Source organism: Plantibacter flavus (assembly GCF_002024505.1).
GTDB lineage: Bacteria > Actinomycetota > Actinomycetes > Actinomycetales > Microbacteriaceae > Plantibacter > Plantibacter flavus_A.
This window is the reverse complement of the sequence record NZ_CP019402.1, coordinates 771,887-785,981: the sequence shown is the minus strand read 5'-3', so window position 1 is coordinate 785,981 and position 14,095 is coordinate 771,887. Positions and strand designations below refer to the sequence as shown.

Below are 14,095 nucleotides of genomic sequence, written 5' to 3'. Positions count from 1 at the left end.
CACAGCAAGGACCAACGCATGACCTCACGACGCCGCTTCACCATCTCCCGCGCCGGGCGCGCGGCCCTCGTCGCCGCGACCGCCGCCGCAGCACTCCTCCTCAGTGGCTGCGTGGCGGGCGAGAACGCTCCTGCAGCCGGCGGCGACAGCACCGCCGGCACCACCGAGGGCGGCACGCTCAATATCGACTTCGCGACCTACAACCCGCTCTCCCTCATCGTCAAGGACCAGGGCTGGCTCGAGGACGCCCTCGACGACCAGGACATCACCGTCAACTGGGTCCAGTCGGCCGGCTCCAACAAGGCCAACGAGGCACTGCGGGCCGACGCGATCGACGTCGGGTCCACCGCCGGTTCCGCCGCGCTCCTGAACCGGGCGAACGGGTCGGCCATCCAGGCGATCGACGTCTTCTCGCAGCCCGAGTGGTCGGCGATCGTCGTCGGCCAGGGCTCGACGATCACCGACGTCGCCGAGCTCAAGGGCAAGAAGGTCGCCGCGACGAAGGGCACCGATCCCTACTTCTTCCTCCTGCAGGCGCTGGAGGAGGCCGGCCTGTCCGCCTCAGACGTCACGATCGAGAACCTCCAGCACGCCGACGGCTGGGCGGCCCTGCAGAACGGCTCCGTCGACGCCTGGGCCGGTCTCGACCCGATCATGGCCGGCGCCGAGGAGGCAGGCGCGAAGCTCATCTACCGCAACGTCGACTTCAACAGCTACGGCATCCTGGCCGCGACCGAGTCCTTCATCGACGAGCGTCCGGACGTCGCGCAGACCGTCGTGAACGCCTACGAGCACGCTCGTGAATGGGCCGCGTCGAACCCCGACGAGACGGCGCAGATCCTCGCGGACGCCGCGGGCCTCGACCTCGCCGTGGCGACGAAGGTGATCACGGAGCGCTCGAACCTCGACGTCGACCCGGCCCCGGGCGAGGCGCAGGAGCAGGTCCTGTCGATCATCGGCCCGATCTTCGTGGAGTCCGGCGACGTGTCGTCGCAGGACAAGGTCGACGACGCCCTGGCCGACCTCTTCAACCCGAGCTTCGTGGACGACGCGGACCCGTCCGCCATCGGCGCGAAGTAGTCCGGCCCCTGAACCGTCCCGAGAGGAAAGCATGACCGAGTTCGCCGGTCTCGGCACCACCGCAGCCGCGGGTGCCCAGGCGACCCAGTCCGGCCGCGAAGCACGCGCGGTCCTCGGGTCCCGCAGGATCGTCGTCGTCCTCGGCGGCTTCATCGTCCCCGTCGTCATCCTCGGAGCCTGGCAGCTCGTCACCGCGCTCGGCCTCGTGCCGGCCTCGCAACTCCCGGCACCCGCCGAGGTCTGGGCGGCCGGCGTGGACCTCGCGCAGCGCGGCTGGCTGCAGCAGGACGTCGCCATCTCGGTGCAGCGGGTCCTCATCGGCTTCCTCATCGGTGCGGTCCTCGGCCTCGTCCTCGGCGCGGTCGTGGGGCTCTCGCGCCTCGGCGACATCCTGCTGTCGACGACCTTCGCGGCGATCCGCGCCGTCCCGTCGCTCGCGTGGGTCCCGCTGCTCATCCTCTGGTTGAAGATCGGTGAGGAGTCGAAGATCACGCTCATCGCGATCGGCGCGTTCTTCCCGGTGTACACGACGGTCTCCGCCGCGCTCCGCCACGTGGACAAGCACCTCGTCGAGGCCGGCCGCGCCTTCGGCCTGAACGGTGTCGCGTTGTTCCGGACGGTGCAGCTGCCCGCCGTGACGCCCTCGGTCGTCTCCGGCCTCCGACTCGCGCTCGCGCAGTCGTGGCTGTTCCTCGTGGCGGCGGAGCTCATCGCCTCGTCCATGGGACTCGGATTCCGCCTGGTGGACTCGCAGAACAACGGCCGGGTCGACCGCATCTTCTTCGTCATCATCGTGCTCGCGCTGCTCGGCGCGATCACCGATGCGCTCGTCGGTGTCCTCGACCGCTGGATCAAGCGCCGCTGGGGATAGCGGTATGCCGCGGTCGGCCGTGCAGTTCCCCGGCGTGAACGGCCGAATGTTGCAGCGAAGTCGCTCCTGACGCAAGAAATCCGCACCCCCTCCGCCCCTACGCTCGAAGGAATCGTCACCCACCCCGGGCGACGCCTGCGCACGCGGAAGGAGGTTCACCATGTCGAACGTCGCCACCACCCACACGAAGAGCATCGTCGGAGAGCCGGAGGTCGTCGAAGACGCCGCCACACTCGTCGGGCACCCGGCCTGGACGGACCTCAAGGCCGCCGCGACCGCGCTGCAGGCCGTCCAGGTGAAGGACGGCTCGATCCCCGAGGCGGGCGACCACGAGTCGGCGGCAGGGCACGTCGCCACGATCGTCGCGAGTGTCCGCACCCTCGCTCCGAACTTCCCGCACGACGCCGAGTACCTCGACGCCCTCGTCGCCGACTTCGACCGCTGGGAGCGCGACGGCTTCGGCGTCCCGGACTTCCTCGACTCGCTCGTCGCCTTCCACCCCGAGCGGCACCGAGTGGACGGCCTGGCACACCTCGTCGTGTTCCCGATGGTCACGCAGAACGGCTCGACCGACCGCCACATCGAGGCCGTGCTCGTCGAGGTCATCTGGCCCGAGTTCATCGCCGCGCTCGAGGCCGGCGACTACACGAACGCGCTCTTCGTGCCGATCCGCTTCCTCGACTTCACGCCGGGGTACGACACGAACTCCGCGGTCCTCTTCCCCGAGACGGTCGCGATGCGCGCGATCCCGGCGTTCACCTGGGGCGCGATCTTCCAGGACCGCGAGGCGGCCCGGTACCGTCGGGTCGTCCGAGCCGCGGCCGAGATCACCAAGCTCGAGCTCCCGGCTGACGCCGCGTCCCTCCTTGATGACCAGCAGCTGGCCGAGGAGACCTTCGTCATGTGGGACCTCATCCACGACCGCACGCACATGCGCGGTGACCTCCCGTTCGACCCGTTCATGATCAAGCAGCGGATGCCGTTCTTCCTGTACTCCCTCGAGGAGCTGCGCTGCGACCTCACGGCGTTCCGCGAGTCGGTGCGGCTGGAGCGCACACTGACGACCCGCGCGGAGACCGAGACCCTCGACGCGGCGGACGTGGCGATCCTCGAGCACGCGAAGCTCGTCCAGTACGCGATCATCTTCGACCGCATCTTCCGGTTCGCCATCACCGGCTCGCGCGTCCGGAACTACGACGGCGTCGGCGGCCAGCTGCTGTTCGCGTGGATGCACCAGCACGGCGTGCTGCACTGGACCGACACGAGGCTCACGATCGACTGGGATGAGGTCCCCGACGTGGTCGTGCGGCTCGGCGAGAGCATCGACGAGCTGTACTGGCGATCGATCGACCGTCCGAAGACCGCGCACTGGCTCGCCGCGTACGAGCTCGTCCGGACGACGCTGACGCCGCACCCCGCGTCGCAGTGGGCGCGTGGGCTGTCCGACGAGATCCTCAGCGGACCGCCGCGCGGACTCACCGACGCGGTCCTCGACGACGAGTTCCCCCTGTCGATGTTCTACGAGGCGCTCGGCAAGAAGATGGCGGACGTCATCACGTCGACCGCCGGGATCACGGGGCGATCCGCGGCCTGACCCGACCGTGCCGCGGAGGAGCCCGGAGCAGCACTCTCCCGAGTGCCGCTCCGGGCTCTTGTTCGAGCCCGGAGCGGCGCCCTCCGTCGCTCGACGGATGTCCTCGGCGGGGCGTCGCGCTAGCGTGGACGGCATGAGCGAGCCCGCCGTCGACCAGCAGGAGGACCGCCCGGTCGACCCCTACGACGCCGAGTGGCGACGTCCTGCCGCGACGCCGTCGGAACAGCGATCGGACGTCATCCTCGCCATCGCCCTCGGCGTCGGCACCCTCCTCAGCCTGACGCTGTACACGATCGCCGGGTTCTACCCCGAGCCCGCACCGATGTGGGCGTCCGTCCTCTGGGCGATCGGCATCACCGCGCCGCTCGCGTTCCGTCGCCGCTTCCCGTGCTCCGTCTCGATCGTCGTCGCCGTCATGTTCATCGTGGGCGGCACGGTGCTCGTACCCGAGGTCCTCTTCACGAACATCGCCCTGTTCCTCGCGATCTACACGGTCGGTGCATGGGTCCCGAACCGACGTCGCGCCGCACTCGTCCGCGTGCTCATCATCGTCGCCATGTTCGTCTGGCTGCTCGTCTCCATGTTCATCCAGGCGACCGACCCCGACGCGCTGCCCAGCCTCTCCCGGGTGGGGCTCTTCTCACCCCTCGTGGCGTTCATCCTCATCCAGATCCTGACGAACATCCTCTACTTCGGGGCCGCGTACTTCTTCGGCGAGCGCGTATACCAGTCCTCCCGGGAGCGGGCGGCGCTCGAGCAGCGCACGGCCGAGCTCGAGGCGGAGCGCGCCCGTTCCGCCCGGCAGGCGGTCGCCCTCGAGCGGGTGCGGATCGCGCGCGAGCTGCACGACGTCGTCGCCCACCACGTCTCGGTGATGGGGGTCCAGGCCGGCGCCGCGCGCACCGTGCTCGATGCCGACCCGGCGGCCGCGCGGGATGCACTCACGAACGTCGAGCTCGGCGCACGGAGCGCGATCGACGAGCTGCGCAAGATGCTCGGCACCCTCCGCGCGCACGGCGAACCGACCGACGAGGAGAGCAGCCCGTCGACCGTCGGCGTCGGCCAGCTGGGCCGGCTCGCCGACGAGTCGACGGCGAACGGGCTGCCGACGAGGTTCGAACTCGTGGGCACACCGGTCGCGATCCCGGCCGTCGTCTCGTTCAACCTGTACCGGATCGCGCAGGAGGCGCTCACGAACGCCCGGAAGTACGGTGGCACCACGGCGACGGCCGAACTCAGGCTCCGCTATCTGGACGACGCGGTCGAGCTCGAGGTCACGAACACGGGGACCGTCCCGACGGTGGCCCGCCGCGGTGGGCTCGGACTCATCGGGATGCGGGAGCGCGTGGCGTCGTCGGGCGGCGTCCTCGAGGTCGGAGCCCGCGCCCGCGGCGGCTTCCTCGTCCGGGCCGCCATCCCGCTCGGCCGGCCGGGCGACCAGGCGATGGAGCCCGTCGCCTCGTCCATCGCCGACGCCCGCTTCGCCTCCGCCGCCGCAGGACGACCCCAGACCGCCACCACGAAGGACCAGGCATGACCGAGCAGCCCACCCGTATCCTCCTCGTCGACGACCAGGAGCTGCTGCGTGCGGGCTTCCGCATCATCCTGGGCTCACAGCCCGGGATCGAGATCGTCGGCGAGGCGTCGGACGGCGCCGAGGCCGTCGCGCTCGCGACGACGCTCGCGCCGGACGTGATCTGCATGGACGTCCAGATGCCGGGCATGGATGGCCTCGAGGCCACCCGTCGGATCGTCGCGGATCCCGAGGTGCACGCCGCGGTCCTCATCCTCACCACCTTCGACCGCGACGACTACCTGGCCGAGGCGCTCCGGGCCGGTGCGAGCGGGTTCCTTCTGAAGAACTCCTCGCCGGAGGAACTCGTCGCAGCGGTTTCGGTGATCGCGGGCGGGGAAGCGCTCCTCTCGCCGGCGGTCACCCGCCGGGTCATCGAGGGGTTCACCCGGCAGGCCCCCGCCGTCGAGGACGCCGTGGAGGATCACACCGCCCCGGCCGGGCCGACGACCGGCGCCGACTACGACCAGCTGACGGAGCGCGAGCGCGAGGTCCTGCAGTTGGTCGCCCAGGGCCTGTCCAACCAGGAGATCGCGACCACGCTCTTCGTCGGCGAGGCGACCGTGAAGTCGCACGTCTCGAAGGTGCTGCAGAAGCTCGCCCTCCGCGATCGCATCCAGGCGGTCATCTACACCTACGAGCACGGGCTGGCGTCACCGCGCAGCTGAGGGTTCGCTCCGTCTCCGCGCAACCCCGGCGGTCGGTCGGATGCGAGGAGTAGCGTGACGAGCATGGAATTTCGATACCTCGGCAACAGCGGACTCAAGATCTCAGAGATCATCTTCGGCAACTGGCTGACCCACGCCTCGCAGGTGGAGAACGACGTCGCCACGGCGAGCGTTCGCGCCGCCCTCGACGCCGGCATCACCACCTTCGACACGGCCGACGCCTACGCCAACACGGCGGCGGAGCAGGTGCTCGGCGACGCCCTCAAGGACGAACGACGCGCGAGCCTGGAGATCTTCACGAAGGTCTACTGGCCCACCGGCCCGAAGGGGCACAACGACGTCGGGCTGTCGCGCAAGCACATCATGGAGTCGATCGACGGTTCGCTCACGCGTCTCGGCACCGACTACGTCGACCTCTACCAGGCCCACCGCTACGACAGCGAGACGCCGCTCGAGGAGACGATGCAGGCCTTCGCCGACGTCGTCCGGGCGGGCAAGGCGCTCTACATCGGTGTGAGCGAGTGGAACGCCGAGCAGCTGCGCGCCGGCCACGCCCTGTCCAAGGAGCTGGGCTTCCAGCTCATCTCGAACCAGCCGCAGTACTCGATGCTGTGGCGGGTCATCGAGGAGGAGGTCGTCCCCACCTCGCGCGAACTCGGCATCTCCCAGATCGTCTGGTCGCCGGTGGCGCAGGGCGTCCTCAGCGGCAAGTACCTGCCGGGTGCAGAGCTCCCGCAGGGCAGCCGGGCCACCGACGAGAAGGGCGGCGCCGACACCATCAAGCGCTTCCTCGACGACGAGGTGCTCACGGCCGTCCAGCAGCTGAAGCCCATCGCCGACGAGCTCGACCTCACCATGGCGCAGCTGGCGCTCGCCTGGGTGCTGCACAACGACAACATCGCCGGTGCGATCGTCGGGGCCTCGCGTCCCGAGCAGGTCACCGCGAACGCCGCCGCGGCCGGTGTGAAGCTCGACGACGCGGTCATCGCCCGCATCGACGAGGCCATCGGCTCCGTCGCCGAGACCGACCCCTCGAAGACGGTCTCCCCGGAGTCCCGCCCCGCCTGATCCAGCGCTCGGCTGGTCCACGACGCCCGGTATCCCCCACTCGACGGAGAAGGGGACCGGGCGTTGTCGCGTCAACCCGTCCTGCGGCGGATGCCGGTGGCACACTGCGCCGCGTAGCGTGATCGCCATACCGGGAGAACCCGACGCAGGACACTCGGTCCAGCACGCAGATCACAGGAGGCGGCCGATGCTCGAACTCAGCCACATCGACAAGTCGTACGGCGAGCGGAAGGTGCTCGACGACGTCAGCTTCCAGGTCGCCCCCGGCCGCATGACGGGGTTCGTCGGCGGGAACGGCGCCGGCAAGACGACGACGATGCGCATCCTGCTCGGTGTCCTCGCCGCGAACGCAGGAACCGTCACGCTCGACGGCACCCCGCTCACCCCGGAGGACCGCCGCCGGTTCGGCTACATGCCGGAGGAGCGCGGCCTGTACCCGAAGATGCGGGTCGAGGAACAGCTCGTCTACCTGGCCCGTCTCCACGGGTTCACGACCCACGCCGCCAAGCGCAACGCCGGCGAACTGCTCGAGCGCCTCGGCCTCGGCGAGCGCCGGAACGACGCCCTCGAGAGCCTGTCGCTCGGCAACCAGCAGCGGGCGCAGATCGCCGCGGCGCTCGTCCACCACCCCGACGTCCTCGTCCTCGACGAGCCGTTCTCCGGCCTCGACCCGATGGCGGTCGACGTGGTCGTCGGTGTGCTCAGCGAGTTCGCCGCAGACGGCTCCCCCGTCCTGTTCTCCAGTCACCAGCTCGACATCGTGGAGCGCCTCTGCGACGACCTCGTGATCATCGCCGGTGGCAGGATCCGCGCCTCAGGCTCGCGCGAGTCACTCCGCGAAGCCCACGCCGGCAACCGCTACGAGCTGCTCACCGCGGCAGACACCGGGTGGCTGCGCGAGCGCCCGGGGATCTCCGTCGTCGACTTCGACGGCGGCTACGCCCTCTTCGACGCCGACGACGCCCAGGCGGCGCAGGCCGTGCTCCGTGAGGCGCTGACCCAGGGCGACGTCACGAGCTTCGCCCCCCTCCGACCCACCCTCGCCCAGATCTTCAAGGAGGTCATCCAGTGACCACGGCAACCGAGTCCCCGATCCAGCCCGCCGGTCGTCGTCGCTCCGGCCCGGCCTCCCCCAGCCTCGTGCAGAGCATCGGTCTCGTCGCCGAGCGCGAGGTCAGGATGCGCCTGCGCAGCAAGACGTTCCTCATCTCGACGGGCATCCTCCTCCTCGTGATCCTCGCCGGCATCGTCGTCGGCGGGTTCCTCGCGAAGAACACCGCCTCGGAGACCACGAAGGTCGCGGTCGTCGGGAACGCGGGTGCGGGACTGGTCGACGGCAAGACCTTCGACGTGACCGAGGCGGCCGACGTCGCCGCCGCTGAAGCCCTCGTGAAGTCGGGCGACGTCGAGGCGGCGATCGCACCGGCCACCGACGACAACCCCACCGGCGTCCAGGTCATCTTCGACTCCGAGGCCTCCAACACGCTCATCATGCAGCTGAGCGCGCAGCCGCAGGTCACCATCCTCGATCCCGACGCCGACGGCTCCGCCGGCTTCCTGCTGTACATCGTGTCGCTCGGGTTCGGTCTCGTGTTCTTCGTCTCCGCCACCACCTTCGGGGCGTCGATCGCGCAGAGCGTCGTCGAGGAGAAGCAGACCCGCGTCGTCGAGATCCTCATGTCCGCCATCCCCGTGAAGGCGCTCCTCGCCGGCAAGGTGCTCGGCAACAGCATCCTGGCGTTCGGGCAGATCCTGGCGATCGCTGCGCTGTCGGTGATCGGGCTGACGGTGACGGGCCAGACGGAGCTGCTCGGAGGCCTCGGGACCCCGGTCGTCTGGTTCGTGGTGTTCTTCGTGCTCGGCTTCATCCTGCTGGCCGCACTCTTCGCCGCCGCCGGCTCCCTGGTCTCACGTCAAGAGGACATCGGTTCGACGACGACCCCGATTACGATGCTGATCATGATCCCGTACTTCGCCGTCATCTTCTTCAACGACAACCCGGTGGTGATGACGATCATGTCCTACGTGCCGTTCTCGGCAGCCGTGGGCATGCCCGTCCGTCTCTTCGTCGGCTCGGCGCAGTGGTGGGAGCCGATCCTGTCCCTGCTGATCCTCGCGATCACGGCGGCGCTCGTCATCCTCGTCGGCTCGCGGATCTACGAGAACTCGCTGCTCAAGATGGGCGGCCGGGTCAAACTGTCGGAAGCGCTCAAGGCATGAGCGGGCTCGGCGGGATCGACGAGGTCTTCAACCCGGGTGCCTTCGAGGCCAAGCAGTTCCTCGACGCCGAGCAGCGCCTCCCCGCGCCGGCCCCGCTCGCGGGCGACCCGGCGGGCGACATCTACGGCGACGACCCCATCGTGCTCGACCTCGTCGATGAGGACGAGGAGGACCAGGACGCCCGGCTGACGCCAGAACAGGCCGCCGCGCTCGCGGCCGAGCAGCCGGCTCAGCCCTCCGCCGAGGACGAGCAGCAGGCCGCCGTCGCCTCCTCGATCGCCGTGCACGCGCTCGCCTACGAGCACGCGCTGGCGCAGGAGACCCCGGACGCGGAGCCGGAGCCCGGTGCGCACGCCGACATCGACGCCGCGATCGACGCCGTGCCCGAGGAGAGCGTCCCCTCCTCCGACGGCCCGCGTCACGCCGCCGACTGACCTCGTTTCCCAGTCCCCTAACTCAGGAGTGTCCCGGCGTGTCGGCCGCGCGCACCGGCCGCCACGCCGAGACACTCCTGAGGTGGGGAGACCGACGACACCGGGTCGGACGCGCAGGAAGTCGGCCCGCGATGCACGGAAGCTGCGTGTGGCATGCGCGAGGATGGATCAGTGACCGATTCTCTGCATGACACCAGCATCCGCGGCTTCGCCTCCGACAACTACTCCGGCGTCCACCCCGAGATCCTCGACGCCCTCGCGGCGGCCAACGGCGGCCACCAGATCGCCTACGGCGAGGACGACTACACCCGTCGGCTGCACGAGGTCTTCGCGGATCACTTCGGCCGTGACGTCGCCGTGTTCCCCGTCTTCAACGGCACCGGCGCGAACGTCGTCGGCCTGCAGTCCATGCTCCCGCGCTGGGGTGCCGTCATCTCGGCGTCGACCGCGCACATCAACTCCGACGAGGGCGGCGCGCCGGAGCGGGTCGGTGGCATCAAGCTCCTGACGGTCGACGCCCCCGACGGCAAACTCACCCCCGAGCTCATCGACCGCGAGGCCTGGGGCTGGGGCGACGAACACCGCGCACAGCCGCTCGTCGTCTCGATCACGCAGACCACCGAGCTCGGCACCCTGTACACCCCCGAGGAGATCCACGCGATCGCCGACCACGCGCACGGTCACGGCATGAAGCTGCACCTCGACGGCGCCCGCATCTCCAACGCCGCAGCAGCCCTCGGCGTCCCGCTGCGCGCGTTCACCTCCGATGCCGGCGTCGACGTGCTGTCCTTCGGCGGGACGAAGAACGGGCTCATGTTCGGCGAGGCCATCGTCGTCCTCGAACCGTCGGCGTCGGAGGGCCTCGTCTACCTGCGGAAGCTCAACATGCAGCTGGCGTCGAAGATGCGCTTCGGTGCGGCGCAGCTCATCGCCCTGCTCGAGCCGGCGGCCGACGGTGGCGACGGGCTCTGGCTCCGTTCCGCGACCCACGCCAACGCGATGGCCGCGCGCCTCCGTGGCTCCCTAGAAGCGCTCATCGCGGCCGGCGAGGCACCGGGACTCGGCTTCAGCCAGCCGACCCAGGCCAACGCCGTGTTCGCGACCCTTCCCGCGGGCGTCCCCGACCGCTTGCGGGAACGCTTCCGCTTCTACGACTGGGACGCCGCGAAGGGCGAGGTCCGCTGGATGTGCTCGTTCGACACCACCGAGGACGACATCGACGCGTTCGTCGCCGCGATCCGCGAGGAACTCGCCCGCGCGTAGCGGCCGGTCACGATGCCGGCGGGCCTCTGCGCGTCGACCCCCGATATGGCAAGGTTGGAGATCGGGCTTCCAACCGGATGAGAGAGACGGTCATGCACTATCAGTCGACGCGGGGCCACGATCTGCCCCAGCACTTCTCGGACATCCTCCTCGGCGGGCTCGCCCCGGACGGCGGCCTGTACCTCCCGGCCGAGTACCCGCAGCTGACCGCTGAGGAGCTCGAGTCGTGGCGCGAGCTGTCCTATGCCGACCTCGCGTTCGCCGTGCTGTCGAAGTTCGCCAACGACATCCCCGCCGCCGACCTCCAGGACATCGCCCGTCGCACCTACACCGCCGAGGTGTACTCGAACGGCCGCGCCGGCGACGACGCCTCGCTCATCACCCCGCTGCGCACCCTCGGTGAGGAGGGCGGCACCGAGCTGCAACTCCTCGGCCTCTCGAACGGCCCGACGCTCGCCTTCAAGGACATGGCGATGCAGCTGCTCGGCAACCTCTTCGAGTACACACTCGCGAAGAGCGGCGACGAGCTCAACATCCTCGGCGCGACCTCCGGCGACACCGGGAGCGCGGCCGAGCACGCCATGCGCGGCAAGACGGGGATCCGCGTCATCATGCTGAGCCCGCATGGCCGCATGAGCGGCTTCCAGCGCGCGCAGATGTTCAGCCTCCAGGACGACAACATCGTGAACCTCGCCGTCGAGGGCAACTTCGACGACTGCCAGGACATCGTGAAGGCCGTCTCGAAGGACGCTCCGTTCAAGGCGCTCCACGCCGTCGGTACGGTCAACTCGATCAACTGGGCCCGCGTCGTCGCGCAGGTCGTGTACTACGTGCACGGCTGGCTGCTCGCGACCGACGGTCCGGGCCAGAAGGTGTCGTTCTCGGTGCCGTCCGGCAACTTCGGCAACGTCTGCGCCGGGCACATCGCCCGCTCCATGGGGCTCCCGATCGACCAGCTCGTCGTCGCGACGAACGAGAACGACGTCCTCGACGAGTTCTTCCGCACGGGCGTGTACCGCCCGCGCTCGGCGGCCGAGACGCACCACACGTCGAGCCCGAGCATGGACATCTCGAAGGCGTCCAACTTCGAGCGTTTCCTCTACGACCTCGTCGGTCAGGACGCGACCCGCCTCGGTGAGCTGTTCCGGTCCCTCGACGAGGAGGGCGGGTTCGACCTCTCCGGGACGCCCGAGTTCGAGCGGATCAGCGAGTTCGGCTTCGTCTCTGGCCGCAGCACGCACGCCGACCGCGTCGCCACCATCCGCGACGTGCACGAGCGTTACGGCGTCACGATCGACCCGCACACCGCCGACGGCGTCACGGTCGCCCGTCGCCACCTGCGCGAGGGCGTCCCGATGCTCGTGCTCGAGACCGCGCTGCCGGCGAAGTTCGCCGAGATCGTCCGCGAGGCGCTCGGCGAGGAGCCGGAGCGTCCCGAGGCGTTCGAGGGCATCGAGGGTCTGGAGCAGCGCTTCGAGATCGTCCCGGCTGACGTCGACCGCATCAAGGCGATCATCGCGCAGCACACCGGCCGCTGACCCACCCCGGTCCCTGAGCCCGTCCCGGCCCCGATCCTGAGCCGACTCGGTCCGTGAGTTCGCGCGGGTCCCTGAACCTGTCGAAGGGCATCCGACCGCGCCGTCGACACCGCGTCCGGTCCGGCGGGGAACACGGAGGATAGGCGTCCGGCGTCCCGGAGCCAAGCCCCAGCGACGACCCGGCGTCCGCTCTACGCTGCCCTCATGAGCAATCCCATGGATCCAGCAGCAGCAGACGCCCAGCGCGACGCCCTCGCCCACGGCGGTCCGGGCGCCCAGGCACACGTGCCCGGTGAGGACCAGACCGACAGCTCGGTCGGCGGTGTCGTTCCCGACGGCGGTGCGGTCGACCGCTCGGCCGACGACGCGGCCCCCGGCGACGGCGGTCTGAGCAACGCCGGTGACGGCGTCGGTGGTGACGACGTCGTCGGCGACGCCGGACTCGACGACGCGGACACCGAGGATGCCATCGAAGACCTCGACGACCAGGACGACCTCGCCGACCGCGCGCCCGTCGGCGACAGCTTCGGCGAGGGCCCGGAGTAGCGAGGAGTCACGCCCTGGGGGCGCCGCTCCGGTCCCTGAGCCTGTCGAAGGAATCCGGTCGACGCCCCCGGTCCCTGAGCCTGTCGAAGGGCACCCCCGCCCGAATCCCCCCGGTCCCTGAGCCTGTCGAAGGGCGCTCAGGGGACCAGGATGAGTTTCCCGCTCGGGTGACCCGACTCGCTCTCGCGGTGTGCCTCGGCGGCCTCGGCGAGGGGCCGGACGGTGCCGAGTTCGAAGCTGAACCGTCCCTGCTCGACGAGGGACGCGACCGCCGGGATCGCCTCCGCCCGCCAGGCCTGCTCCTGCTCCGTGAGCGGGAGCGGGTTTCCGCCGGACCACGCCTGGATCCCGAGGTCGGCCGCCTCCGCGCCGACGACGATCGTGCCGATGTGCTGACGGTCCTCGACCAGCTCGAACGAGGCCTCGAGCGCCTCGTCGGTGCCGACGGCGTCGAGCACACGGTCGACACCCTGCGGAGCGGCCTCGCGCACGCGCTCCACGAGCCCGGGACCGTAGGTGACGGGGATCGCCCCCAGCTCCCGCAGACGTGCGTGGTTCCCTTCGCTCGCGGTGGCGACGACGGTCGCTCCCCAAGCCACGGCGAACTGCACGGCGGCGTGCCCCACCGAGCCCGACCCACCGTGGATCAGGAGGGTCGTCCCCTCGGTCACGCCGAGCGAGCGCAGTGCTTGATAGGCCGTGCTCACGGGGATGCCGATCGCCGCCGCCCCCTCGAAGGAGATGGCAGCCGGTTTGCGGATGATCTGGTCGGGTGTGACGACGACGTGGGTCGCATACGTCCCGGAGGCGTTGACGACGACGACCTCGTCGCCGATCGACCAGCCGTCGACCCCGTCGCCGACCTCGACGACGACGCCGGCGCCGTCGCTCCCGACGCGTCGGGTGCCCTGCAGCTCGCCGCCGCGGAGGCCGCTGCGGAGCTTCCAGTCGATCGGGTTCACGCCCGCGGCTCGCACCTCGACGACGAGTTCGCCGGGACCCGCCTCAGGCGTCGGGACCTCGATGAGGTCGAGGACGTCGGCCGAGCCGAGCTCCTGGTACTGGATGACGGTCGCCATGTCGTTCCCTTCCCGAGATGCGCCTGCGCACCCCTGATCGACGTCCGCCACGCATCGTGGCGGCCCTCCGAGGCTACTCCCGACGCTCCTCCACAGCCCCTCGGAACCTCCGGACCGTGACGCCGCATGACCCGCGGATGGCACCGGCACCGGACTCCCGC

General features: G+C 70.1%; 13 protein-coding genes. 12 read left to right on the top strand and 1 reads right to left on the bottom strand.

Going from position 1 to position 14,095, the window contains the following annotated elements; translation table 11 throughout:
- Positions 1-18: 18 nt before the first annotated feature.
- The 12 genes from BWO91_RS03700 to BWO91_RS03645 all read left to right on the top strand — a co-directional run bounded on the left by BWO91_RS03700 (position 19) and on the right by BWO91_RS03645 (position 12,855).
- Positions 19-1,080, top strand: coding sequence for an aliphatic sulfonate ABC transporter substrate-binding protein (locus BWO91_RS03700; RefSeq protein WP_079001319.1), 1,062 nt, complete (start codon positions 19-21; stop codon positions 1,078-1,080).
- Between the two features lie 31 nt (positions 1,081-1,111).
- Positions 1,112-1,951, top strand: a complete 840-nt coding sequence (locus tag BWO91_RS03695; RefSeq protein WP_079001316.1) for an ABC transporter permease — start codon at positions 1,112-1,114, stop codon at positions 1,949-1,951.
- 160 nt (positions 1,952-2,111) lie between these two features.
- Positions 2,112-3,545, top strand: coding sequence for a DUF6421 family protein (locus tag BWO91_RS03690; RefSeq protein ID WP_079001314.1), 1,434 nt, complete (start codon positions 2,112-2,114; stop codon positions 3,543-3,545).
- Positions 3,546-3,678: 133 nt separating this feature from the next.
- Positions 3,679-5,082 (top strand): sensor histidine kinase, encoded by a 1,404-nt coding sequence (locus tag BWO91_RS03685; RefSeq protein ID WP_079003828.1) that lies wholly within the window; start codon positions 3,679-3,681, stop codon positions 5,080-5,082.
- The gene (locus BWO91_RS03680; RefSeq protein WP_079001312.1) at positions 5,079-5,786 is read left to right on the top strand and encodes a response regulator; all 708 of its coding nucleotides are present in this window, start codon (positions 5,079-5,081) and stop codon (positions 5,784-5,786) included. The genes BWO91_RS03685 and BWO91_RS03680 overlap by 4 nt, the downstream gene beginning before the upstream one ends.
- Before the next feature lie 63 nt (positions 5,787-5,849).
- Positions 5,850-6,854: an aldo/keto reductase family protein gene (locus BWO91_RS03675; RefSeq protein WP_064295523.1), complete on the top strand. Its 1,005-nt coding sequence runs from the start codon at positions 5,850-5,852 to the stop codon at positions 6,852-6,854.
- Between the two features lie 187 nt (positions 6,855-7,041).
- Positions 7,042-7,926, top strand: coding sequence for an ABC transporter ATP-binding protein (locus BWO91_RS03670; protein ID WP_064295522.1), 885 nt, complete (start codon positions 7,042-7,044; stop codon positions 7,924-7,926).
- Positions 7,923-9,074 carry an ABC transporter permease gene (locus tag BWO91_RS03665; RefSeq protein WP_240555667.1) on the top strand — a complete coding sequence of 384 codons (1,152 nt, stop codon included), beginning with the start codon at positions 7,923-7,925 and terminating at the stop codon, positions 9,072-9,074. The genes BWO91_RS03670 and BWO91_RS03665 overlap by 4 nt, the downstream gene beginning before the upstream one ends.
- Entirely contained in the window at positions 9,071-9,508 is a 438-nt protein-coding gene (locus tag BWO91_RS03660) for a hypothetical protein (protein WP_064295521.1), read from the top strand. Before BWO91_RS03665 ends, BWO91_RS03660 begins: the two co-directional genes overlap by 4 nt.
- 153 nt (positions 9,509-9,661) lie before the next feature.
- Positions 9,662-10,771: a threonine aldolase family protein gene (locus tag BWO91_RS03655; protein ID WP_205847570.1), complete on the top strand. Its 1,110-nt coding sequence runs from the start codon at positions 9,662-9,664 to the stop codon at positions 10,769-10,771.
- 92 nt (positions 10,772-10,863) lie between these two features.
- Complete coding sequence (gene thrC, locus BWO91_RS03650; protein ID WP_079003826.1) at positions 10,864-12,309, top strand: threonine synthase; 1,446 nt, start codon at positions 10,864-10,866, stop codon at positions 12,307-12,309.
- Between the two features lie 204 nt (positions 12,310-12,513).
- Complete coding sequence (locus tag BWO91_RS03645; RefSeq protein ID WP_153303377.1) at positions 12,514-12,855, top strand: hypothetical protein; 342 nt, start codon at positions 12,514-12,516, stop codon at positions 12,853-12,855.
- Positions 12,856-12,992: 137 nt separating this feature from the next.
- Here the strand turns inward: BWO91_RS03645 and BWO91_RS03640 are convergent, their stop codons facing one another.
- Positions 12,993-13,934 (bottom strand): NADP-dependent oxidoreductase, encoded by a 942-nt coding sequence (locus tag BWO91_RS03640; RefSeq protein ID WP_079001306.1) that lies wholly within the window; start codon positions 13,932-13,934, stop codon positions 12,993-12,995.
- Positions 13,935-14,095: the final 161 nt, after the last annotated feature.